We start from the raw sequence: 24617 nt of genomic DNA, 5'->3' as shown, positions 1-24617 counted from the left end.
TATCATGAATAAATATACATAGTATGCATTACTAATTGCGAAGGAGCTCATCCATGAAAAAAGCGTCTTTATCCAACTGGTTATTGTTTTTAGTTCCATCTATCATCGGGGTCATTCTGTTTATGATCCCACTGAAAATCGGTGATGGCTGGAAAGTTCCGATTGCTTTTCTAGCTGACAAACTCTCTGGTCTTGTGGAACCTGCTATGCCGTTTGCCGCGATGGTCCTCATTATTGTTTCAGCAGTTGGTTCTGTGATCTTCTTGTTTGTCCAAAAAGACGAAGGTGCCAAGCCGACTTTCGCCCAAACGTTGTTCAAAGTGACACCGTTCTGGACATTGACGCGCGTAGTTGGTGCTGTTTTCGCTGTAATGGTGACTTACAAACTCGGACCTGAAGCGATCTGGAGTGAAAATACGGGCGGAATGTTACTATCACCTGATGGACTCGTTTCGTTCTTATACACCATTTTCCTATTCGCAGGTTTGTTCTTGCCATTATTATTAAATTTTGGATTGCTCGAGTTTTTCGGAACGATGATGGTAAAAATCATGCGTCCGTTATTCAAGCTTCCTGGCCGATCCTCCATTGATGCACTGACGTCTTGGGTTGGAGACGGGACAATCGGTGTCTTGTTGACGAGTAAACAATACGAAGATGGACATTATACGAAACGGGAAGCAGCCGTTATTGCAACGACGTTCTCGATCGTTTCGATTACATTCTCTCTTGTTATCATTAAGACTGTTGGTCTTGAAAACTACTTCGTTCCATTTTATGCAACGGTTGCAGTGGTGGGTCTTGTCCTCGGTCTCATTATGCCAAGAATCTATCCTCTTTCGAAGAAACCTGATGAGTTCATCGATGGCTCTCCGCAGACAGGAACTGAGGAAAGTCTACCAGAGGGGTATAATGTATTCTCTCACGGAATTGAAAACGCGCTCGCAACTGCGGATAAAAACCGTTCGCCAGGTAAAATTGTTGGCGACGGATTCCGAAACGTACTTGATATGTGGATTGGCGTAGCACCAATCGTTATGGCATTCGGTACGATTGCAACGATGCTTGCAGAGTATACAAGTCTATTTACGATTCTTGGGAAGCCATTTGTTCCATATTTAAATCTGCTTCATATTCCTGAAGCAGCTGAAGCCGGTTCACTTATGGTTGTCGGGATTACAGATATGTTCTTGCCTGCTCTTCTTGCAGACGGTATGATTTCTGATCCGATTACCCTTTTCACAGTGGCGACCGTCTCTGTCGTTCAGCTAATCTACTTGTCTGAAGTCGGTGGTTTGATTCTAGGCACTAAGATTCCCGTCAACATCTGGGATTTGATTGTGATTTTCTTACTTCGTACGATCATCGCGCTGCCAATCGTGGCGGGCGTTGCCCACTTGTTATTTTAATAGAAATTAGAATCACCCCTATGCAGCTAGTTAGTTGCATAGGGGTGATTTTTTGTTTTAGGGAGTGCTTGGTTGGTCGCGATATTAGGTGGTGGGTGAATAGGGTTTCGCTTCCGCGGGCGTGTGGAGGCTGAGAGTATGAGCTCTTTCTCAGGTTTATGATCACTTTTCATGCTTTATGAGCTCTTTCCCAAGGTTATGATCACTTTTCACGCTTTATGAGCTCTTTCCCTTGTTTATGATCACTTTTCACGCTTTATGAGCACTTTTCCAGGCTTATGATCACTTTTCATGCTTTATGAGCTCTTTCCCAGGCTTATGATCACTTTTCACGCTTTGTGAGCACTTTCCCACGTTTATGATCACTTTTCATGCTTTATGAGCACTTTCCCAGATTTATGAGCATTTTTCATGCTTTATGAGCACTTTCCCAGGTTTATGATCACTTTTCACGCTTTTTGAGCACTTTCCCAGGTTTATGATCACTTTTCATGCTTTATGAGCACTCTCCCACGTTTATGATCAATTCCCCAGATTTATGAGCATATGCACCCTATCTCCCACGCAAAAACCCGCTCGCACCAGTATTTAACGGTGCGAGCGGGTTCATTTTATCAAGCATTCACTTTTTCACGAATCTTTTCTAGCATATCTACTACCATCGCATCGAGGTCATAAGTAGATTTGAAGCCCCACTCAGATTCTGCTACAGATGTATCAAGAGAGTTTGGCCAGCTATCTGCGATTGATTGGCGAACCGGATCGACATCATAACTAATTTTAAACGTTGGGATGTGCTTTTGGATAGCTGCTGCCAGCTCGGATGGCTCGAAGCTCATCGCAGTTACGTTGAAAGCGTTACGATGTTTCAAGTTAGCTGCATCGGTTTCCATTAAGTCCACAATGGCTTGCAACGCATCTGGCATATACATCATATCCATGTACGTACCTTCCGCGATAAATGACGTATACTTGCCTTCTTCTACCGCTTTATAGAAAATATCTACTGCATAATCAGTTGTGCCGCCACCTGGTTGCGCAACGTATGAAATGAGTCCAGGGAATCGAACACCACGTGTATCGACGCCGAACTTTTGATAATAATAATCACATAGCAATTCACCAGACACTTTGTTCACTCCATACATCGTTGTAGGGCGTTGGAATGTATCTTGTGGTGTGTTTTCTTTTGGAGTCGATGGTCCAAATGAGCCGATCGAGCTTGGTGTGAAGAACTGAAGATCCAATTCACGTGCTGTCTCCAGCGCATTCACTAGTCCTCCCATGTTCAGGTTCCAAGCGAGCATCGGGTTCTCTTCCGCTTTTGCGGAAAGCAATGCCGCCATGTGCATGAGCGTGTCTGCTCCGAATTCTTTTGCAATTCGGGTCATTTTTCCACCCTCAGTTACGTCAAGAATTGCGAAAGGTCCATTCATTTCTGTTTGCGGCTCGCGAATGTCTGTTGCCAACACATTGTCGACACCATATTCCGCTCGCAATTTGGTAATCAGCTCTGAACCGATTTGACCGAGTGCTCCGGTCACCATAATTTTTTTCATCGTGTATTCCCCCTATGAATGTTTGTCTTTTTGGAGAGGACAGTTCGTGTTTATCAAATAAAATATCCAGTTTCAATAACTGAAACTGATTATAAACTGTTCTGCTGGAAAATACAATTCATTGAATAACGTTTCCTTCAGTTGTCGGAATTGTATGGTATAATGTTGGTAACTGGAGGGTGTATAGCTTGAAAGATAATCCATTTCTTATCCAAGGAGTTGCCCGTTGGCTTTTATTATTTGGCGGTGGAGTTCTCCTTACCGTGGTGCTACTATTTGCAAATATTCCTTTTTGGGCCGTGTTCGCTATTGTAATAGTTGTATATATGTCGATTACACTCGGATGGCCGATTTATATCATTTATGGAACGAAGGATATGGACAAAATCGATAAGTTTTTGACGAAGAATCGTTCAAATACCCTTTTCGCTTATGCTTATGCTATTGCCCATGAAACGGACGAAACGATCATAGAAACAATCGAAACCATACTACAAACTCACAAACAACCTAAAGTTCAAGCAGTTTACGCAGCGAATCTTGCTGTTTGGCAACAAGATGTAGAGGCGCTGCACCGTCTATCCATTCACTTACCTACAGCGGATTATGTGAACTACTACACGGCAAATGCCTTGTTGATGGAAGGAAATATAGAAGGTGCTCAAGCTCTACAAACTGCCATCAAAAACCAATGGATGAAACATGCTCTTCAAGCTAGCATCGCCAAACAGTCTGGAGACCAAACCGCCTATCGCAAAGAAGTGGAGCTCTCAACTTCCCACGCCCGCGGAGTTCAGCATTATGTATTGGTGTCTCTGTTCCACCGTCAAGACCAAGTATCTCCCATTATCCAATAGGAGAGATGGCCATGTTTTACGAAGAAGAGACTTATGTGCAGCTACATGACGGTCGCAAAGGACTGAATGTGCTTGTACGTTCAGATGATCGCGCCAAATATGAGATCGAACTTGCAATTGGAGAATTGACTTCTGTTTATCATGAAGAAGTTGCATGACCTGTAGAAACCCCTACGAAATAAAAGCAGTCTGGAAAGGATAAAATCCTTTCCAGACTGCTTTTTAGTTTTTAAATAAGATCGCACAGTGCGAACTCACATTCATTTATTGGATAACACCGAGCTCTTTGCCGACTTTTTCATAAATCTTAAGTGCGTCGTCGAGCATCTCTTTCGTGTGGGCAGCAGTTGGCATGTTACGAACACGGCCTGTCCCTTTTGGTACAGTCGGGAATACGATCGATTTTGCATAGACGCCTTCTTCAGCAAGACGTTTTGAGAATTGCTGTGTTAGTTTTTCTTCTCCAATGATACAAGGTGTGATCGGCGTTTCGGAGTTCCCGATATTGAAGCCGAGTTTTTTCAAGCCCGCTTTCAAATAGTCTCCGTTTTCCCACAGCTTGTCGTGAAGTTCAGTGGATGCACTGATTTTATCAAGCGCTCCCATAATTGCTGCCACGTCGCCTGGTGGTACTGCTGTCGAGAATAAGAATGGACGTGAACGAACTTTCAACCAGTCGATTAGTTTTTGTGTTCCGGCTACATAACCGCCCACAACGCCGACTGCTTTTGAAAGAGTTCCCATCTGCATGTCGATCTCTTTTTCAAGCCCGAAATGCTTCACAGTTCCTTTCCCTTTGCCAGTTACGCCTGATCCGTGCGCATCATCTACGTATGTGATGAGGTCGAATTCTTTCGCAACTTCAACAGCTCCTGGAAGGTTTGCGATATCTCCATCCATCGAGAAGACGCCATCTGTAATGTACATGACTTTTCCGTATAAACCGGACTCTGTCGCTTCTTTTGCTTTCGCACGTAGATCGTCCATGTCTTGGTGCTTCACACGGATAATTTTAGCGCCCGATAGACGGCAACCGTCGATGATCGATGCGTGGTTTAATTCATCCGATAAAATCGCATCGTTTTTGTTCATGACTGCAGAAATCGCCGCCATGTTGCAGTTGAATCCAGATTGGAAGGAAATTGCAGCTTCCGTTCCTTTGAACTCAGCAAGTTTTTTCTCAAGTTCGATGTGGATATCGAGCGTACCGTTGATGGTACGCACGGCTCCCGCACCGACACCGTATTTATTCACAGCTGCAATATTAAGTTTTTTCAATTCCTCGTCTGTCGCAAGACCTAAGTAGTTATTCGATGATAAGTTAATGAGATCGTTGCCTTTGATTTTAATGATTGGACCATTCGGACCTTCCACTGGTTCAATTTCGTTGTAGAGTCCCTGATCTCGAAGTTCTTGCAAGTTCTCGTCTAGAAATGCGTTTAATATGTTAGACAAACTAATCTTCCTTTCAGACACATGATGCTCTTAGTGTAGCATATTTGTGCCTTTCCCCATAACCGAAGTGTGTTACGGGGCGAGGAGTTCTGTCAGCATTTCCGCTTTTCCATGGAATGCTTTCTGATCAAGCGCACTGTCCATTCCTGCATCGATAAGACTTGTCAGTCGCGCATAGGACTGCATATACCCTGCCGCATTTGCAATTGTTTCTTTGTAGCGCGGACGGATTTCATCAATCTCCTGCTCTGCTTTTTCACTAGGGGCACACATCGCGACGAGGTCCAGAATTTCATCGCCCTCTCGTTCTGCCTCATACACATGGGGCTCTGTTGCGTCGAATAGGCAAACGGACAGCTCAGGGAACTGGACAAGGTCAATACTTCCTGTATCTAACCCACACCAGCCATATAAAACATCAATACCCCTTTTTTCCGCTTCCTCTCCAAGTGCTTTCATCATAGTGGACTTGCCCGTTCCGGGAAGGGCTTTGATTAAAATTCTTCGCTTTAGAGATTTGGTGATAGATGGGAGGAAGTCATGCGCTCCTTTTGATGACAACGATCCGATAATGCGGTGTGAAACTGCGGAATCTTTTCGTAAATCCAATGTGCCAAATAATTCGCTTGCAAGCGACTGGATTTTAGCCTCGTGAGCTTTCCAATCCATACGACGGATGTTGACGTTTTCCCATTCATCATGGATGGCTTTCGCTTCAGTTAGTGTAGCGAGTGCTTTTTCCAAATAAGTGGCCGCCTCTTCAAGATGTCCAGCAATTTGAGGATTGTTTGCGCGTAATTTGGTTTCATCATAGACATCATAAAAGCTTACAACGCGGTGTTTTCCGCCAAGGTCTGTAGGTTCAAGCGGAACCGGATAAGAGGCCGCGATGTAAAAAAGTTCTGGTCCTTTCACATAAATCCCGTCTGTTTTCTCAACATGCAAGGGGCTCCTGAATCGGTCAACATCGTATCCTCTTTTTACATAATAGACTGCGAGCTCATTCAATATACTAGATAGCGCAAATGTAGGTGGTGATTTAATGAACACCGTCGTCGTAGCTTGTTGGATTAGGTGCTCGTACTTGTGAGACAACCCACCTCCTGTATAGGCTGTTCCCATTGATTCTGTTAACTTTCCGTTCATTGTGACACTCCCTTTCAGATGCTCTTCAGAATATCTTATGAAATGACGACGAAAAAAAGCACAGCCATGGATGACTGTGCTCCTCTTTATAGTAGAACTTGACTATTTTCTTGTTTGGCTACTTTCAGTAAAAGTCGCTGACATTGTGGCATCGCGTAATGGACGAATTGTCCAATCAGTAATGCGATGAGGACGGTTCCTATGCCAACTGGTCCTCCGAGTGCCCATCCGATTAGGGCGACAATGACTTCAATAGAGGTCCGTACAATTTTTACACTAATATTGAATTTGTGCACAATCAGCAACATTAGGCTGTCTCGCGGACCTGCCCCCATATTTGGAGATACATAAAGCCCGATACCGTACGACATGATGACAACGCCTGTTACGAAAAACACGACTTGCGCTGCAATTGACGTCACGTCAGGCAATAGCCAGTTGAACAGATCAATGAAAGTACCGAGCAAAAGCATATTGAGCCAAGTACCGTATTTCGGCCATTTTTTTTGCGCGGCCGCTGTAATGAGGACGATGAGCAATCCTGTGATGATGCTCCAAGTCCCAATGGACAACCCGATATTTTGATAAAGACCTACATGTAGGACATCCCACGGCCCAATGCCTAGCAGTTGTCCTTTGATGGTCATCGCAATCCCTAATGAGAGGAACATTTGTCCCACGATGAAAAAGGTCCATCTCCATTTTTTTAACGTCATCATACACATTCTTCTTTCCGCAAGCCGCTGAATGGACCTAGCGGCGTATTCTCTATAGTCAATTGTAGCATGTAAAACAAGCTTGTGGATGAGGGATTTTCTAGCTTGTGGCGATGTTTATGGGTGGATATCTGGGGTTATGATCACTTTTTGTGGTTTATGAACACTTTCTCAGGGTTATGATCACTTTTCTTGGTTTATGAGCACTTTCTCTGAGTTATGATCACTTTTCACGTTTTATGAGCACTTTCTCAGGGTTATGATCACTTTTCACGCTTTATGAGCACTTTCTCAGAGTTATGATCACTTTTCACGCTTTATGAGCACTTTCTCTGAGTTATGATCACTTTTCACGCTTTTTGAGCACTTTCTCTGAGTTATGATCACTTTTCTTGGTTTATGAGCAATTCTCTGTGGTTAAGAGCAATTCTCCATTTCTAAAGAGAAAGTACATACTTGGTAACGTGATAAAGAGGTGCGTACTTAAGGTTTCCACATTCCCCGCGGCTTTATTTACACAACTCCACAAACGGGGAACCTGTTACTTTCGCGTAATCAGTAGGCGCTAGTTTCATTTGGAAGCCTGGTTTACCGGCACTGGCGTAGATAGATTGTTTGGTTTGGGCAGAAATGTCTAGGAAAGTAGGTAGCGTCTTCTTCATACCGATCGCAGAACATCCGCCTCGGATATACCCCGTCACGTCAGTCAGCTGTTTCAAAGGAAGCATCTCCAACTTTTTCTCTCCTGCTGCGCGTGCCGCTTTTTTCAAGTCAAGCTCGCAGACTACCGGAATGACAAACACATAATTGCGTGCAGTACCCGCTGTCGTTACAAGTGTTTTATACACATTCGCTTCGTCTCCGCCATCTGCTGCGGCATTTGCATCTTCAGACAAATCGCGTTCCAGCAATTCATGAGGAATCCCTTCAGACTCTAAAATGCGAATCGCATTCGTTTTAATATGTTTATTCTTCTTCGCCATGATAAGTGCCTCCCTTTCTCCAATTCAAAAACCCGCCAACTAAATGGCGGGTCATTCATTTCTTTATGCGACAAGTGAATATGCCGGACTTGCTTCCATATATCCATGTTGTTTCGCACTCGTCTGGATGGCATAAGCTGCAGAGGCTTGATCGTACAGTTTCTGCATTGCGTCCGCCAGTGAGGAATCCGTTGCTGAATTCGACTCCTTTGGTTGCATCAGTGAATCTTCACGACTTGCTTCTGTGAGTTGTGCGGAACGTAAGCGATCTTCCAACGCTAGTTGCGCTTCCGTTTCCATGATTTTAGCAGAAGCCACAGCCGCCAGCCGATGATCCACTTCAGATGGATCAGGGTTGGATAATGCTTCACTTCGTACATTCTGCCAGCTCTGAATCGTTTCTTCCAATGTTTCTCCGAGAGGCAACACGACTTGCTTCAGCAGACCCGCATCAAGTTTTTGAAACTCTTTAGGTTGTGTAGGTTGCGAATCTACCTGAGTGTTAGTTAACCGTTGCGCCAATTCGTTCCGTTTGGCTTCATTGCCACCTGTATAATCCGCATGACGGGTATAAGCCACTTCTGCAGAACGTTTTCTTGCATTCTCATATCTTGTATTTTCCGTAACTACCGGATTCGTCGAAATTGAGACCATGAACTCACCCCGCCATAAATTAGTATTTTAATTATACAGTCTAGTCGCTCCCAATTCATGAGGCGAACGATTTCAATTATTACTTGTCAAATAGTTTCTTTAGCGCATCTGCCATTGCCGTATTTTCAGGTTCTTCGTTCTCTTGCTTCTTAAGATACTTTTGAACATCACGTTTGTCGGCCTTTTTACCTGTTGTTTGAGCTCTTCGCTTTTCAAACGAGGATAATTTTTCACGATATCCACATTTACAAACGAAGATTTTGCCATCGCCATGCCCACGAAGTTCCAATTTCTTTTTACAATTAGGGCAGCGTGCGTTCGTCAACGTTGAGATGGTTTGACGATGGCCGCATTCACGGTCCTGACAAACAAGCATCTTGCCTCGTTTCCCGTTCACTTCAAGCATTGGCTTTCCGCAATCCGGACACATTTTCCCTGTTACATTGTCATGTTTGAATTTGGTATCATCCGATTTTATATCCACGATGGTTTTCTTTGAAAAGTCGATCATCGTCCGGATGAATTGGTCTTTCTTCAGTTTTCCAGTTGCGATTTTCGATAAATCGCTCTCCCATTCGGCAGTAAGTGCTGGAGATTTCAAATCTTCTGGGACGAGTTCCAACAACTGGCGTCCTTTAGACGTAGTGTAAATATCATTCCCTTTTTTCTCAATGACAAACATGCCAAATAATCGTTCAATGACGTCCGCTCGCGTTGCAACTGTCCCAAGTCCACCGGTTTCTCCGATTGTCTTGATCAATTCCTTGGATTCGCCCGCCATGAACTGTGTCGGATTCTCCATCGCAGCAAGTAACGTTCCTTCATTGAATCGAGCAGGTGGCTTGGTTTTGCCTTCTGTTCTTGAAAATGCACGAATCTGAAGGGTTTCACCTTTTTTCATGGCAGGTAACGCGTCTGTATCCGCTTCTTCTTCATCGGATGAATAGACAGCCTTCCATCCCTCATCCGTCACGGTCCGACCTTTCAATGTAAAGATTTCGTTGCCCGCTTGTAACTCTGCACTCAATTGTTCGTATTGGAATGACGGATAGAACACAGCCAAAAAGCGTTTGACAATAATGTCGTAAAGACGTTGTTCTTTGTCGGAGAGTGAATGCAAAGAAGGACTTTCTTCCGTCGGAATAATTGCATGGTGATCAGATACTTTACTGTCATTGATGACACCTTTTTGAGGTTTGACAGGCCCTTTGCGTAATAATGAATTGACTGCCTTTCGATACGGTCCGATTTCAACCGCTTTAACACGATCCTTCAACGTACTAGTCATGTCTGCTGTTAAGTGCTTCGAATCCGTACGTGGATACGTGACCGCTTTGTGTCGCTCATACAAGTTTTGTAACGTCGATAAGGTCTCCTTTGCGGACCATGACCAGCGACGATGCGCTTCTTTTTGCAGTTCCGTCAAGTCAAATAAAGGAGGTGCTGGTTGTGATTTCGGAGTTGATTTCAGGTCAATGATTTTGCCCTCTGTGATGCCTTCGGACGCATTCATTTTCTCATCGATCACGGTTTCATCGAAGACTTGAGTTTGACCTTTCGAATCCCGCCATGTAAAACGACCCGCTTCCGTTAGAGCCTGCATGCCCCAGAACGGCTTTGGCTGGAACTTCTGAATCGCCTTTTCTCGTTCAGCAATCATCGCAAGAGTCGGTGTTTGCACGCGACCTGTCGACAATTGGGCGTTATGTTTTACCGTAAGTGCGCGTGTTGCGTTAATGCCGACGACCCAGTCCGCTTCCGCCCGCGCTGCAGCTGCTTCATATAAGTTATCGTACGCTTTTCCGTCTTTCAAATTCGCGAATCCGTCTTTAATCGCTTTGTCTGTCACGGATGAAATCCACAACCGTTTGATTGGTTTACGATTTTTCGCAAGCTCCAAAATCCAGCGAGCCACGAGCTCCCCTTCGCGCCCAGCGTCAGTTGCGATGATGACGTCTTTAACTTCTCCACGGCGTAACTGTGCCTTCACAGCATTATATTGTTTCGATGTTTGTTTGATAGGTGTCAGTTTAAATGGCTGAGGAATGATTGGTAAGTGTTCCATTTTCCATTCTTTGAATTCCTGACCATACCCTTCAGGATCAGCATGTGTCACTAAATGGCCAAGCGCCCAAGTGACGATGTACCGATCTCCCTCTAGGAATCCATTTCCTTTTTTATGACAGCCGAGCACACGGGCAATATCGCGTGCGACAGATGGTTTTTCTGCAAGTACAAGTGATTTAGACATCGTTCAATCCCCTTTCGTTCTCTCCATTATACGCAAGTTGGTCGGTTTCTTCAGTTTTGACCATATGAAAAACGTCCGTCCCGCGGAAATTCCGCTCGGACGGACGTTCTATCTTGTATTATGCGTCAATTATACCGTGGGTCAGTTCTTTCCCCATTTCTGTATACTTCACGAACACGCGCGCTAATTCTTTCAAGCGATCGTGTACATCTTCGTCTATAATCTTACTGTTTTCATCAAAATGATCACGATGTGTATACACATAATTTGGTGTCACCAAGCATCGGAAGTAATCAAGAATCGGCTTCATCTGATTTTCGACAACGAGATGGTGTTGATACGTCCCACCATTTGCCACGATTGAAACCGGTTTATATCGCATTGTACGTGGGTGAAGCAAATCGAATGCGTTCTTTAGCACCCCTGGGATCGAACCCTGGAATACGGGTGTAGCGATAATATAGCCATCCGCTTCATCGAATTTACGAATCAGCTTCTTCATATCTTCGTTATATTCTTCTGCAGGTCGCCCATCGACAAACTGGTGATCGTACTCAGAGAAATTCAATCTCTCTATCTCAAAACCGCAGCCCGTTTCTTCTATATATTGCTGCACAGCTTCAAGTACGACACCCGTTTTGTTGCCGATAATGGTCCCGTCCACAAACAAAACTTTCAAATGACCGTACCTCCTAATGATATTCTCACTCTACATCCTATCAGAAAGAATGGGAATTGACTTGCAATTAGCTTGTTGAATTTTTTGTTAAACTACCTTGGATCGAAGGCGGTGCTTCGCCCGGTATCGGTGACTTTGTTTTCCCCTGATCTTCACTAAATCGCTTTTCTATTTGCTCGTGCTGAACCTCTTCCTCCCCTTTTTCTTCTGCAATCCTTTCCTTAGCACGTTCAATCTGTTTAATCGGGTGTGAGAGCGCCACAATTGTGTCTCCCGCTACCGCCTGCAACTCTTCTGTTGGCGTGTAAAACTCAACGCTTCCATCTTCCCGTAAAATATAGAGAAGCACAGATCGATCATCCCGTTCACGCAAGTATTGTGTGTAACTGTATTGTTTAGAAAGTACCGTTTTGCGGAAAACGTGCCCGGAATTCATACGTTCCTCCAAATCATAAATCGATAACGCGGGTGTGAATAACGTACGTCCACCCGTGACGTTGAACGATTCAACCCCTTCGCCAACATGGAATGATGTTTGGAATAAATTCTCGCGTCCCACGTCGTACAGGAAATCCGCGCAAATGTGGGCATTGTACGTGTCCGCTTTTGTCATCGCGAGCATATATCGATATGGCGTCAAATCTAGCGTATATTCCGTTTGCTCCGTCAGAATATCTCCTACATGACTGGACAAACCAAGCTTCCGTGCATGAGATAACCCCGCCCATGAAGTGTCCATCAGCAACACATCATTACCTGAGTCTTGAATCGATCGCGCAAGTTCTGCCGCAAATTTAGTTCCTCCAACGATTAGGACACCAGATTCATCCGTCGTCGTCAAGTTCAACCGACGTGCAAATGGACCGATTGTAAATCCATGCAACACAACTGTCGAGAGAACGAGCGCAAACGTGAGCGCGGTGAGTAATTCCGCATCCTTGTAGCCATTTTCAAGTAGGATTGAAGCAAAATATCCCGACACTGTGAGCGCCACAATTCCTCGAGGGGCAACCCATCCAAGCAGATTTTTTTCCCTGTTCGATAAATCCGTACCGACTGTAGACACCCAAATTGACAGCGGGCGGACGATGAACAACATCGCCATTACATAAGTAATAATATGCCAGTCGAATATTTCAATGAGTACATGAGGATCTAATGACGCAGTAAGCATCACAAAAATCCCTGAAATGAGTAGCACAGAAATGTTCTCTTTAAATTGACGGATGTCATGAATGGACGTTAAATGCATATTAGCCATCACAATCCCCATCGCTGTTACCGCTAGCAACCCGGTTTCATGCATAAGTTCATCCGAAATGACGAATGCAAATAAGACGACCGCGAAAAGTACGGGGGCTTTCAGAAATTCGGGAACGCCACCCTTTTCAAACGCATATCCGAGAATACGTGCAGACGCCCAACCGATGAATACAGCGAAAACAGATGCAGCTACGAATAATCCAAGTGCTGCGAGGGTAGCTTGCCCATTGACAAATTTGATGAATTCAAATGCAAACACGGCAAGTAATGCGCCAAATGGATCCACGATAATCCCTTCCCATTTAAGAAGTGCTGCTGGACGAGGCTTGAGTTTAGCCTGTCTGAGCATCGGTAAAATCACTGTCGGTCCGGTGACGATGAACAGTCCACCAATAATGAAAGCCACGGTCCAAGACAGTCCCGCTAAATAGTGTGCTGCGAGCGATCCCGTGATCCAGGCAATAAACGCGCCAAATGTCACGATGCGCGTGAGGGGTTTGCTGAACCCTTTAATTTCACGGAAGTCGAGGTTGAGACTTCCTTCAAATAATATAATCGCGACCGCAAACGAAATAATTGGGCTAAATAGTTCTCCCAACGTTTCTTCGGGGTTGATGAATCCGAATACAGGTCCAACGAGCAGACCTGCAATCGCCATGACGACGATCGCGGGAAGGCGATATCTCCAGGCAACCCATTGTGAAAGGATACCAATCAGAACAACGAGCATAAGGTCTGCAGCTATAGATCCGAACATTCGATTTCGCCACTCCTATCGAGTTGAAATTTCGTACTAGTGTACCACACCCACTCTATGAAACAACTTATTTGAGGTTTTCGAATGAAAGCTAGTGGCGTAGATCATAAATCCCTTCCCGCGGTTCAACACTCGCTTCCCCATCACCCTATCTCGTGACCAACTAAAATACTTTTCGCAAATTGATCATAAATCGCTGAAAGTGATCATAAAAAGTGGATTGTGCTCATAAATCTCGGGTTCTGATCATAAACCTTGTAATGTGCTCATAAATACCGAAATATGCTCATAAGCCTTGAAATGTGATCATAAAACCTGAATTATGCTCATAAACCTCCTCCCACGGTTCAACTCCAGCTTCCCCATCCCCCTATCTCGCGACCAACTAGAATACTCTTCGCAAATTGATCATAAATCGCTGAAAGTGCTCATAAAAAGTGGAATGTGCTCATAAATCTCAGTTTCTGATCATAAACCATGGAATGTGATCATTAATCCCGAAATATGCTCTTAAACCTTGAAATGTGATCATAAAACCTGAAATATGCTCATAAACCTCCTCGCACGGTTCAACTCCAGCTTCCCACTCAATTCCACCAGACTTTAATTTCTTTATCATAATAGATCCGCCCTCTTCATAGACTGGGAGGTGAAGAGACTGTGTGGAAAGGATGATTCCTATTATGAACAAAACAAAAAAGCTCATTGCGATCTGTCTTTCATCTACAGAAGAAAAAAATGGCTATCCTTTGCGAAGAGCGTTACGAGTTGCAGAAGAACTTTCTTCAGAAGCAACCATTGTTTTCATTACACAAGTTGCAACTCCCGATATACCAACTATGTATCGGTCGATGGAAGCCAATAATCATCGTACCCTTCTTCAAGTACTATCCTTTTTAAAACCGGATCTACTCGTTCGAGATACGGGTAGTACAATTAAAGAAGAAGTTGAGGCGATCTCTCGACTCGTTCCTGCTAGTTTACACTTCGATGATTTCGGAGAAGGCGGACAGCTAGCCGATTTTGTAATCCAAACATTATATGGAGAAACCGAACATGATGTTACGAGTCCAACCAAAACAGGCATTCAAACGTTTTTACCAGATGCACGCTGTGCGGACTTGCGTTCAAAAAGGGATCAGCATGTATTTGGTGACCCTCCCCGCCTTCTCATCGCATTCGGGGAAAATGATCCTGGCAACTTAACATTTCGTTCTTTCCGTCATGTGATGAATTTACAAATCCCACTCAATGTGACGATTTTGCTCGGCAAGTCCTATGAACACGATGCGAGTACCCTTCAAATGATGGCATTGAGCCGTAGAAATACGACTGTTAAAAAAGCTCCACACGATTTTCTTGACCTAGCAGCAGAAGCAGATATTGTGTTATGTGGTGGAGGGTACATGCCATACGACGTTGCATGTCTCGGAGTACCTTGTATCATACTCGCACAAAGCACCTTCGAATCCGAGTTGCGCTTCCCAATCGACCGCGATGGGTTCACACATTTGGGTCTTGGACGCAAAGTGAAGCAATCCAACCTGTTGAATGCAATCATGGAGCCACTTTTGCACGACTCTCTTCGTAAACGTGACGTCGATCGTCAGCTCGCCTTACCACTTGGTGAGGAAGCAGAAACGGTGTTTGAAACGATCCGTTATCTGCTCGAACATCCGAAACGTGCAGTCCCCGGCAAGCCCTTACCTGATGTGGTAAACTGAGGAAAAGTACACAGGGAGGACTACAATCATGACTAAATCACAAATCGAATCTGAAATCGCAGAACTTAAAATGGATTATATAAACTTACAAGGGGACATCGAAAAACTCGAATCTACAGGTCACGGAGACTCTATCCAAAAAGCAGAGGCACGTCTTGCGAAAATGGAAGACCGTCTTGCAGAGCTTAATCAGATGCTTGTAGCACTTTGACTCTAAAACATTTACAACTAAACTACTCACCCATTAAAAAATCCTCTTACCTGAAATCGGTAAGAGGATTTTTAAAATGTTTTTTGTGGAATTAACCACTCAATAAGACGTCAATTTCAACCACTCTTGTAGCGCATAAATCACACGCTGCGGACGAGTGAATGTATTTTGGTATTCTTCCATATCCAACGTGAACAACGCGTCTTCGTTATTCCACAAACGTTCGAAATACGCATCTAGCTCACCTGCAAGTTCACTATTAGTAGGAGCAATCACATACAGATCATTCTCCAAATTGTAGTTATCGAGGGTTCGCTCGGTTAAATTGGCGGAACCATTTAAAATGTGCATGTTATCATCGCGTTCGATCATGACGAGCTTCGTATGGTACTGACCGACAACCGTGTTGTACCAGCGTACTTCAATCGCACCATCACTGTCTTCGACGAGCTTTTGCACAACAGGTCGATTCGGAAGCCCTGATTTTTGGTTACCAAAAGAATTTTCGTTTGGATCCAAAATAAGTTTTACTTCCACACCACGCTTTGCGGCTTCAGTCACTTCCTTCACGATACCTGGTTCCGCGATGAAAAACATCCCCATCCGAATGCGATCACCCGATTGCGCAGCGGTTAGTTCATCCATCAATACGTCTTTAATCTTCTTCTCGGTTAAATATTGAACAGCGTATTCCCCGTCTTCCGGCTCTTTCGCTTCAATACGAGGTAGTGTTTGCCCAGTCTGTCCCGTTGAATAGTTCAGCACTGCTTCTTCTGCCTCCAATAAATCATTAATAATAGGGCCAGATACTTTGAGTGCGACATTTCCATGGAAACCACTCGCATCATGTGGATTGGACGACGTCACCAACCCCGCTTTTTCCGTGGCAATCACTTTACGGTGATTCGACTTCACATTCAATAGCTCCACGTAAGAAGCTAATCGGAACTTCGGCGCTTCAGAGGCCATTGCATTCGGAATCCATCCTTTTCCACCTATATCTCCAAAGCGGAACAACGTCCGATACAATCCTGAGTAGAGCGGCATAGAATCGCGTAATGGCTCCAAGTCGGTATACACGACTTCCACACCTGCATCCTTTAACTTTCCGAACCATTTCGATTCATAGGACCCATACCCTTTATTAATCGGATCGGTAATGAATACAATCGGCATGTCGGGATAAGCCTTCTTTTTCTCGACCAACTTCTTCGTGATCGTCTCCGCAACCTTCGGGAAATCTAAATTTTCATCCGAATAATGATCCATCAAAAAGAAGTCCAGCACGATGAATTCATCCGCTTCCTCAATCATGGAATATACTTCATCAAAAATATTTAGATCATGTTTCATGTCCTCTTTCTTCTTCGTCTTCGAGTAGGATAAATCCGTGAAAACCTCTACATCATCAGTCCAATGGACGTCTCCTTCGTAATTGACGCCCTTTGGCAATGGCTTGTATGTATGATATAAGATGACAGCAATATAAATAAGAAGAAAGATTGCTAGCGCTAGCCACATAATTTGTTTCTGCTTTTTTGTTAATCTCTTACGTTTCTTTTTTTTCTTAGCCACAGCTTAGCCTCCACTCCAAATCCATCACTATAGCATTCCCTCTCTATGCATCTCACAAACTCCGTACCCATATAAAAAGACTTCCCCTATAGTAGGAGAAGTCCAAAATCGATATTATTACGCAATTACAAGTTCGTTGACAGACTGATCTTGCGTTAATAGTTCTTTTAAATATTTTTTAGCACGGAACAGGCGGGATTTCACCGTACCGATAGAGACTTGCATCATTTCAGCAATTTCAATGAGTGAGTATTGATTGACATAAAAGTACTCAATCGTTGTCTTATATATAGCGTCTAGCTCATTTATCTTACTTTGAACTGCAGCGCGGAGATCTTGTCTCTCAACAATTTCACCTGGTAGTGGACTGCCACTTGGCACTAAATCGAGCAAGGGAATGTCCAAAGTATCCGGCTGGTTCATGACATACTTACTACGACGGACATCTTTACGATAACGATCTCTGAACGTATTCATGCAAATCGTTGTCAGCCAAGCTTTCATACGGTCTACGCCTTCCATACGATCACTCGTGCGGACTACCTTGACCCAAACGTCTTGCATAAGATCTTCAGCCTCTTCTTTATTACGTGTCAATTTCAAGCATAAGTGATATAAGTATCTGCCATATTCATCATGTAATTCATTAAGTGTTGGTTTCATCCGTTAACGCCTCCGTGTTCTAGCTGTTACGTTTAGTATGCACTAGAACAAGCGGCTGAACTATCGGAGTTTCTTTCAGTTACCTTACAAACGTGTAAGGTTGCTGTATATTAGGTTTCATCATCAGTCAGTTCTTCCGGACGGCGAGTGATTCGAAGACGTACGATCCGATTGCGGTCCATCTCTTCGATTTCAAACAACAGCGGACCATACGTGAAACGTTCTCCCTTATCGGGTACGTGGTCCAGCTCTTGGAAGGCAAAACCACCGATTGTATCATTTTCAGTCGGCAAGTCGATTCCAAGTAAGCTCACCGCATCTTCGATTTCAAGACGCCCCTGACATACGAGTGTATCTTCTGTATGTTCATAGACCATCGCGTCTTCTGCTTCGTCTGTTTCATCTTCAATTTCCTGACCGATCATTTCTTCGATAATATCTTCATGCGTTACGATACCGAGCGTTCCACCATACTCGTCCAATACGATTGCCATATGTTTTTTGTGCGCGAGCATCATTTTAAACACTTTCTCGACGCTTGCAGTTTGTACGACAAACAGCGGATCATGGTCAATCATATCTTTGAACGGTTCTTCTGGTGTAATGGACCATTCGATTAACCGCTTAGAATAGAATACACCGATAATCTTATCGATACTTTCTTCATAGATCGGATAACGTGTATAGAAATACTCGAGAACCGTACTGCGAACTTCTTCATAGCTTGAATCGAGTGGCAGGGCAACGACGTCTGTCCGGTGGGTTCCCATGACGTCTGAAACGTCTTTTTCCGGAAAGTCGAGGACTCCTTTTAACCGCAGCGATTCCTCTTGTTGGAACGTTCCTTCAGTAGAAGCAAGGTCGACCATTGAGCGTAAGTCCTCTTTCGTCAGAGTTGCTTCTGTCACGGCACCCTTTGATAGAATGCGGATGAAAAGATTCGTAAAGAGCGCTAATAAGTACGTGAGCGGCGTTAGTAGTTTAACAATAACGCGGATGACTGGAGCAACGGTGTATGCCAATTTATCGGCAAACGTTGCGGCGATAGTTTTTGGTAATACTTCCCCGAAAATGATTAGGACAACTGTCAAAAGTCCAGTGAGTAGACCTACATTAAGGCCTTTGTCGATAGCGATCATGGTTACGATTGTTGGCATCATGATGTTTGCGACGTTGTTACCGATTAAGATTGCTGTAATCATTCGATCTGGTTTCGAAACGAGGGAGCGGAGCCGAATTGCTTTAGGGTCTCCTTGCTCTGCGCGCATCTGGATTTTCATCCGGTTTACGGCAGTAAGTGCAGTTTCACTCCCTGATAAGAAAAATGACATCACCAAAAAGAAAGCAAGTGCGATGAACAAGAGCGATTCCTCCCGAAAATTCCTGGTTCGTTTCGATTTGCATATATAGACGTATCTCTAAGGGTTGAGGTTGCAAACCTAAGACGGCTATAATTTGAATCCGATTTCATAGCTGTTGGAATAGTATAGCATAAGTACCAGAAAGAAAAGGATTCAGAAGTCTCTTTTTTTTGAATTCACTCCAATTCTGCTATACTAAAGTAATCAGCATCGTCACGGTGTACCCAACTTTTTTGGGGGATTAACCCAAACACTGTCGACGAATGATGGGATTCAGCAGGGCTTTCCTAGCTGCAACCTCGCATTTATCCAAACGAAAACGAAAAGGGGTAATTTCATGGCAACGCTTGACCAATTGAATGAGTACTTTGAAAAGAATCGCGATACGCATCTGAATGAGATGAAGGAATTTTTGAGTATTCCGAGCATCAGTGCCTTATCTGAGCACAAAGCCGATATGCAAAAAGCTGCGGAATGGTTATCAAATTCGTTCAAAGAAGCAGGACTTGAAAACATCTCCATCGAACCTACTGCCGGGCATCCGGTCGTTTACGCTGACTGGCTTCATGCAGAAGGTCAACCGACGATCCTCATTTACGGTCACTATGACGTACAACCTGTTGACCCATTGCACCTATGGGAAAGCGCGCCATTCGAGCCAGAAATCCGTGATGATAAAATGTTTGCTCGTGGATCGACTGACGACAAAGGACAAGTGTTCATGCACGTAAAAGCGGTTGAAGCATTGATGCAGTTGGATGGCAAACTTCCACTTAACGTGAAGTTCATCATTGAAGGCGAAGAAGAAGTTGGAAGTCCGAACCTTGTTCCATTCATTAAAGACCATAAAGAAAAGCTCGCAGCAGATACGATTGTCATTTCGGATACAGCCCTTCACGCTCCAGGTCAACCTGCAATTTGTTACGCACTTCGCGGATTGAGCGGTGTACAAATTGACGTCTACGGTGCTAAGAGCGACTTGCACTCCGGCGTCTACGGTGGCGGTATCCAAAACCCGATTCACGCTGTTGCAGAAATTTTGGCGTCATTCCATGACCAAGAAGGAACAATTGCAGTTGACGGATTCTATGACAATGTTCGTAATTTAAGCGAAGAGGAGCGTCAAGCATACAAGGATCTCAACTTCGACGAAGAAACACTTAAACAAGAAATCGGTGCTTCTGAGCTGTTTGGCGAGTCAGGCTATTCGTTCCTAGAACGTACATCTGCCCGCCCGACTCTTGAAGTGAACGGCGTTTTCGGTGGTTTCAGCGGCGAAGGTATCAAGACCGTGTTGCCTGCAGAAGCGGGTGCTAAAATTACATGCCGCCTTGTTCCGGATCAAGACCCAGCGGAAATCGTTGAAAAATTGAAAGCACATGTTGAAAAGCATAAGCCTGAAGGTGTTAAAGTGACGGTCACACCGTTTGACCAGGGACGTCCGTTCATCACACCGTTCGACCATCCAGCACTTACAGCAGCAAGCCGTTCTTACGAGAAAGTGTACAACGTGCCGACTGTGTATACACGCGGCGGCGGATCGATTCCAATTGTGGCCGACTTCGATGAAATTCTCGGTTTACCAGTTGTCCTCATGGGCTTCGGTCTTGAAACAGAGAACTTACACGGACCAAACGAACACTTAACACTTGAGAACTTTGACAAAGGATTGCGCGTGCTTGGTGACTATTACCAAGAACTTTCTACTTTATCTAAAGATGAGTTGAAGAAATAAGATTCTTAATCCCCCTATTGCGATTGTTCGCGATAGGGGGATTTTTAGTTGGATAAAGGGGTATGATTGGCAATACGTCTTCCATTTACTTACTATTGCAACTTGAATTGTGTCTCGTTGCCGATTAATTCATTGATAGTGCTGATTCTTTGTCTCACAGTGCCGATTCCTTACTACATATTGCTGATTTCACGCGCCATATTGCCGATATCCCCAAGCATCTTTCCGATTGCCCCTTTTGACTGGATGAAGAAAGTGAAGCAGGGGTTAAAATACCTCTCCCCATCCGGATGCCACTGTGATTTTATCAACCAAACAAAAAACCTCTTCCATCAAAATGGAAGAGGTGCTCGATTATTCAGTTGGCTCAGCTTGCCAATACGTGACGATGTCTTCAACCGGCGTACGTGGCTTTGTTTTTGGTAATTCATCAAAGTGACCAAACTGAAGCATGCTAATGATTCGTTCTCCTGGCTGGACGCCTAAGGCTACTCGGAACTTAGGGTCATCTAGGAATCCTGGTGTTTTCCAGCATGTTCCTATTCCTTTGTCCCAGGCGAGCAATTGAATATTTTGTATCATCGTACTGGCCGCCGCAAAGTCTTCTAAACGTTGTTTTTGTCGTGCATCTTCTGGAACGATGACAAACATTGCCGCGCTTGCACTAGTATATTTGCTCATTTGTTTTTCAAGGGCTTCATCCGACAACTCTTTCCATTTCGGTACACCGAACTCGCGCAGGACGTCTAAAAATTGCTCGTAGTTGTCTTCTGCAGCGAGTACGAAACGCCATGGATTACGGTTTCCATGATTGGGAGCCCAAATTGCATCTTCTAAAATATCGTCAATTTCGCTTTGTTCAACAGGCTGTCCGTTAAAGCTCTTGATGGAGCGGCGAGAAATAATTGCGTCTCTTACTGATAGTGCTTGTTCATCCATTGTTGTATCCCCTTTTGTCATTGATATTCTTCAGTATACATCATTTCAATAATTGGTTTATATTTTCCATCATGATTTATTAGTTAAGAAAATTCATCGTTTATTCGAAAGAAAATGTATTTGGCGTTTGGTCGATAGGCGTAGGAATCCTTGTAATCCCAACTTCTTCTTTGCACATCGTAGGTATGAGCATTGACGAGTGGTGACGTGCCGTCTTTAGCAGTCACAATCGTTGAATGATCAAAGCGGCCATCTCCTTGGAAGTCATATAAAATGACATCACCTAGGTTCAGCTCTTCAGCTGATTGCACTTGATAGGCAGTCAGTCCTCTCGTTGAACCTCCTAAGTACCAGCGTAGTGAATGGGCTACCGACCAACTAAAACTCCAGTTTGAATTCGTAATCCACCAACCACGATCTCGTACGGGAATGCCATGCATCGGTGCCCCGCCTGCACGCAAGCATTGTGAAATGAAATTTGTACAATCGACATCGAATGAGGGGTACTGCGGATTTCGCCCATCCCACCATTTGTCCGCATACCAGACTGCAGCTTCGCGGTCATACATCGATTCGCCTCCTCACCCTATTCTATGTGGGTGGCTAGGTTTTCATCCTTAAAATTGTACATAAAAAACGCCCGCTAAGCGGACGCTCAACTATGGAGCATACCGGATTCGAACCGGTGACCCCTTCGCTGCCAGCGAAGTATTCTCCCGCTGAACTAATGCCCCGTTGTTTCTGGAAATATTTGTTGGGTATCGGCGTTGCTGAATAACGCTAATTCAGCCTCAATCTGATACAATTAAAAGTATAGCAACATGTGCGTTAGAAGACAATGTTTAGGAGGACGGCTTATGCAACATGCAGAACGCGAACTGACTTCGCCAGTTTCGCTTTGTGACAGCAAGGGGTTATTGAATCCTGAAGCGATTGGCTTTGCTCAGAAGCCGATCGTCCAAAGTAATCTGAAGGGACAGTTCCCCAATAAAAAGAAGTGGAATACGTGGACCGTCTATGGAGAAGAAGTCTTGTTCACTGCGACCATCGCTCATTTTGACATCGGTGCTGTGTGTCTTGTCTATTTCCTGGATTATGAGACGGAACGTTTTTTTGAAAAAAGGATTTCCTTGCCCTTTGCACGTCATATAAAGATGCCTGAATACGTACTCACAGATATTAATTTTTTAGATAACCGCCTTTCCATACATGCTAGCTATACCAATGAGGAGACGCATTTATCTGTTTCCATCCCTGAGTTTGATAACGAAACGTTGCATGCCGATCTTCATATTAGCCACCCTTCAGAGGATCAGTCATTGAATGTTGTCGTTCCGAAAAACCGGAATACCTTTCAATTCACTGCAAAGCATCATACGCTACCGACTTCCGGTTTTTTAAAGATTGGAGATAAACGGTATGAATTCAATCCGGATTATAGTTTTACGGTATTAAACTATACACGTGGTGTATGGCCCAAGATGACGGAGTGGAATTGGGCCATGGCTTCACAACGATCAGGAGGTCGCCGTATCGGATTGAACCTCGGTGGCAAGTGGACAGATGGTACGGGGTTGACCGAAAACGCTGTTTTCGTCGATGGTGTAATGACTAAAATTCATGAAGATGTGATTTTTTCTTTTAATCCTGAGCGTATGATGGAACCGTGGACAATCCATACTAAGTTCACAGATTGCGTAGACTTGACCTTCACTCCTTTTTTCGAACGCGAAGCGAGTTCTCACCGAAGGGGCTTAAAAGCGGATTTCACCCAAATGTTCGGCTACTTCAACGGGAAAGTTCGGTTGGATTCTGGTGAACGGTTAGCTGTTCGCCGCATATTGGGTTCTTGTGAGGCGTTTCAGGCTAAGTGGTAAAACTACTTCCCCACCCACTTTCGTTTAAATTCGTTTGGAAAAAGGTACAGTAGTATCAAAGCAATCGAACTATTCAGAGAGGACGTGAGACGTTGAATAAGCTTGTAGCAATGGGATCTGTTGTGTTTGCGAGCGTCCTATTTGTCAGCGCGTGCGGCAATTCGGGTAAAAATGCCAACCAAGACAATCGGGAAGAAGCAGACATTGTCACGGAGGAGTCAAAAGAAGGTGGCGACCGTGATAACGGTGATGCCTACGGTTTCAACAAATTCGAATTGGAGATCGACGTCGATAACCAAGACGCCATCGATGCGGAGTATAAGGTAGAGAAGAATTTCGATCCGGAGTACCAAAACATTTTGACAAACATCGACTTAGAAGGTGCCAAAGCGATGGATGAGCTGGATAAGATGTTCATCGCTTTAAATTTTCAACATGAAATGTCTGGTGAAGAAGCCCGTGAGAAAATTTTAGAGTACTTCCAGATTGACTTGTATTCAAAGTTTAAACTGGATATCGAGTTTGACGATGGTACAAATTTGAAATTTGAAGATAAACAGTAAATAGTTGATTGAAAACCACCGATTTGGTGGTTTTTTTGTTTTAGCAAGTTCGGGGTAAGGATCCAGTTTATTGGACGAGTTGGAGTGGTAATGCCCACTTCCCTTCCCTAAATGCGCAGCGGAGCGGAGCACACCAATCAGGCTTGGTTTTGAATTAGGAGGAGATGGATTGGTCGCGAGCTTAGATCCGGACTAAAGAAGGTTGGTTGCCGCGGAAATGAGCGGGTTCGGATGCGGAAC

The 24617-nt window shown here is 44.2% G+C and carries 23 protein-coding genes and 1 tRNA gene; 8 read left to right on the top strand and 16 right to left on the bottom strand.

Translation table 11 applies throughout. The features are described from left to right. The first annotated feature begins 53 nt into the window (after positions 1-53). Positions 54-1409, top strand: a complete 1356-nt coding sequence (locus RL70_RS07245) for a YjiH family protein (RefSeq protein ID WP_039042726.1) — start codon at positions 54-56, stop codon at positions 1407-1409. A gap of 614 nt (positions 1410-2023) precedes the next feature. Here RL70_RS07245 and RL70_RS07240 read toward each other — a convergent pair. Next, on the bottom strand, positions 2024-2968 hold the full coding sequence (locus tag RL70_RS07240) for an L-threonine 3-dehydrogenase (protein ID WP_039042725.1): 945 nt from the start codon (positions 2966-2968) through the stop codon (positions 2024-2026). Positions 2969-3156: 188 nt separating this feature from the next. Between RL70_RS07240 and RL70_RS07235 the strand changes: the two genes are divergently transcribed. Beyond that, a complete protein-coding gene (locus tag RL70_RS07235; protein WP_039042724.1) occupies positions 3157-3825 on the top strand; it encodes a hypothetical protein in 669 nt (222 codons plus the stop codon). A gap of 11 nt (positions 3826-3836) precedes the next feature. After that, complete coding sequence (locus RL70_RS17840) at positions 3837-3983, top strand: hypothetical protein (RefSeq protein ID WP_156137939.1); 147 nt, start codon at positions 3837-3839, stop codon at positions 3981-3983. Between the two features lie 106 nt (positions 3984-4089). Here the strand turns inward: RL70_RS17840 and RL70_RS07230 are convergent, their stop codons facing one another. The 8 genes from RL70_RS07230 to RL70_RS07195 form a co-directional block, all read right to left on the bottom strand. Further along, positions 4090-5280, bottom strand: a complete 1191-nt coding sequence (locus tag RL70_RS07230) for a glycine C-acetyltransferase (RefSeq protein WP_039042723.1) — start codon at positions 5278-5280, stop codon at positions 4090-4092. A gap of 72 nt (positions 5281-5352) precedes the next feature. Further along, a complete protein-coding gene (locus RL70_RS07225) occupies positions 5353-6426 on the bottom strand; it encodes a hypothetical protein (protein WP_039042722.1) in 1074 nt (357 codons plus the stop codon). A gap of 86 nt (positions 6427-6512) precedes the next feature. Next, a complete protein-coding gene (locus RL70_RS07220; protein WP_039042721.1) occupies positions 6513-7145 on the bottom strand; it encodes a membrane protein in 633 nt (210 codons plus the stop codon). Positions 7146-7651: 506 nt separating this feature from the next. Further along, positions 7652-8125, bottom strand: coding sequence for an aminoacyl-tRNA deacylase (locus RL70_RS07215; RefSeq protein ID WP_039042720.1), 474 nt, complete (start codon positions 8123-8125; stop codon positions 7652-7654). A gap of 63 nt (positions 8126-8188) precedes the next feature. Next, a complete protein-coding gene (locus tag RL70_RS07210; RefSeq protein ID WP_039042719.1) occupies positions 8189-8779 on the bottom strand; it encodes a hypothetical protein in 591 nt (196 codons plus the stop codon). Between the two features lie 79 nt (positions 8780-8858). Beyond that, positions 8859-11030 carry a DNA topoisomerase III gene (locus tag RL70_RS07205; RefSeq protein WP_039042718.1) on the bottom strand — a complete coding sequence of 724 codons (2172 nt, stop codon included), beginning with the start codon at positions 11028-11030 and terminating at the stop codon, positions 8859-8861. A gap of 118 nt (positions 11031-11148) precedes the next feature. After that, complete coding sequence (locus tag RL70_RS07200; protein WP_039042717.1) at positions 11149-11709, bottom strand: NADPH-dependent FMN reductase; 561 nt, start codon at positions 11707-11709, stop codon at positions 11149-11151. 67 nt (positions 11710-11776) lie between these two features. Next, positions 11777-13729, bottom strand: a complete 1953-nt coding sequence (locus RL70_RS07195; RefSeq protein WP_082003349.1) for a sodium:proton antiporter — start codon at positions 13727-13729, stop codon at positions 11777-11779. A gap of 683 nt (positions 13730-14412) precedes the next feature. On the opposite strand from RL70_RS07195, the gene RL70_RS07190 reads away from it, so the two are divergent. Continuing rightward, entirely contained in the window at positions 14413-15453 is a 1041-nt protein-coding gene (locus RL70_RS07190; protein ID WP_156137938.1) for a hypothetical protein, read from the top strand. Between the two features lie 28 nt (positions 15454-15481). Then, positions 15482-15664 carry an SE1832 family protein gene (locus RL70_RS07185; RefSeq protein WP_039042716.1) on the top strand — a complete coding sequence of 61 codons (183 nt, stop codon included), beginning with the start codon at positions 15482-15484 and terminating at the stop codon, positions 15662-15664. Positions 15665-15763: 99 nt separating this feature from the next. Here the strand turns inward: RL70_RS07185 and RL70_RS07180 are convergent, their stop codons facing one another. From RL70_RS07180 to RL70_RS07170, 3 genes are all read right to left on the bottom strand, one after another. After that, the gene (locus RL70_RS07180; RefSeq protein WP_039042715.1) at positions 15764-17239 is read right to left on the bottom strand and encodes a phospholipase D-like domain-containing protein; all 1476 of its coding nucleotides are present in this window, start codon (positions 17237-17239) and stop codon (positions 15764-15766) included. A 117-nt stretch (positions 17240-17356) separates the two neighbouring features. Continuing rightward, positions 17357-17902 (bottom strand): RNA polymerase sigma factor, encoded by a 546-nt coding sequence (locus tag RL70_RS07175; protein ID WP_025783235.1) that lies wholly within the window; start codon positions 17900-17902, stop codon positions 17357-17359. A 110-nt stretch (positions 17903-18012) separates the two neighbouring features. Continuing rightward, entirely contained in the window at positions 18013-19263 is a 1251-nt protein-coding gene (locus tag RL70_RS07170) for a hemolysin family protein (RefSeq protein ID WP_039042714.1), read from the bottom strand. 337 nt (positions 19264-19600) lie between these two features. Here RL70_RS07170 and RL70_RS07165 point away from each other — a divergent pair, with 337 nt between their 5' ends. Next, positions 19601-20998: a dipeptidase gene (locus RL70_RS07165; RefSeq protein WP_039042713.1), complete on the top strand. Its 1398-nt coding sequence runs from the start codon at positions 19601-19603 to the stop codon at positions 20996-20998. A 173-nt stretch (positions 20999-21171) separates the two neighbouring features. Here RL70_RS07165 and RL70_RS17835 read toward each other — a convergent pair whose 3' ends face one another. The 4 genes from RL70_RS17835 to RL70_RS07150 all read right to left on the bottom strand — a co-directional run bounded on the left by RL70_RS17835 (position 21172) and on the right by RL70_RS07150 (position 22671). Continuing rightward, complete coding sequence (locus tag RL70_RS17835; RefSeq protein WP_156137937.1) at positions 21172-21309, bottom strand: hypothetical protein; 138 nt, start codon at positions 21307-21309, stop codon at positions 21172-21174. Between the two features lie 43 nt (positions 21310-21352). Beyond that, entirely contained in the window at positions 21353-21937 is a 585-nt protein-coding gene (locus RL70_RS07160; protein WP_039042712.1) for a nitroreductase, read from the bottom strand. Positions 21938-22020: 83 nt separating this feature from the next. Then, positions 22021-22506 carry an amidase domain-containing protein gene (locus RL70_RS07155; protein WP_039042711.1) on the bottom strand — a complete coding sequence of 162 codons (486 nt, stop codon included), beginning with the start codon at positions 22504-22506 and terminating at the stop codon, positions 22021-22023. 93 nt (positions 22507-22599) lie between these two features. After that, positions 22600-22671 (bottom strand) — tRNA-Ala (locus RL70_RS07150). A 123-nt stretch (positions 22672-22794) separates the two neighbouring features. Between RL70_RS07150 and RL70_RS07145 the strand changes: the two genes are divergently transcribed. Next, positions 22795-23814, top strand: coding sequence for a DUF2804 domain-containing protein (locus tag RL70_RS07145; protein ID WP_039042710.1), 1020 nt, complete (start codon positions 22795-22797; stop codon positions 23812-23814). A 92-nt stretch (positions 23815-23906) separates the two neighbouring features. Further along, positions 23907-24377: a YusW family protein gene (locus RL70_RS07140; RefSeq protein WP_039042709.1), complete on the top strand. Its 471-nt coding sequence runs from the start codon at positions 23907-23909 to the stop codon at positions 24375-24377. Positions 24378-24617: the final 240 nt, after the last annotated feature.

Origin of the sequence: Sporosarcina sp. ZBG7A, from assembly GCF_000813425.1 — a bacterium.
GTDB lineage: Bacteria > Bacillota > Bacilli > Bacillales_A > Planococcaceae > Sporosarcina.
This window is presented reverse-complemented; position numbering and strand designations above follow the sequence as displayed.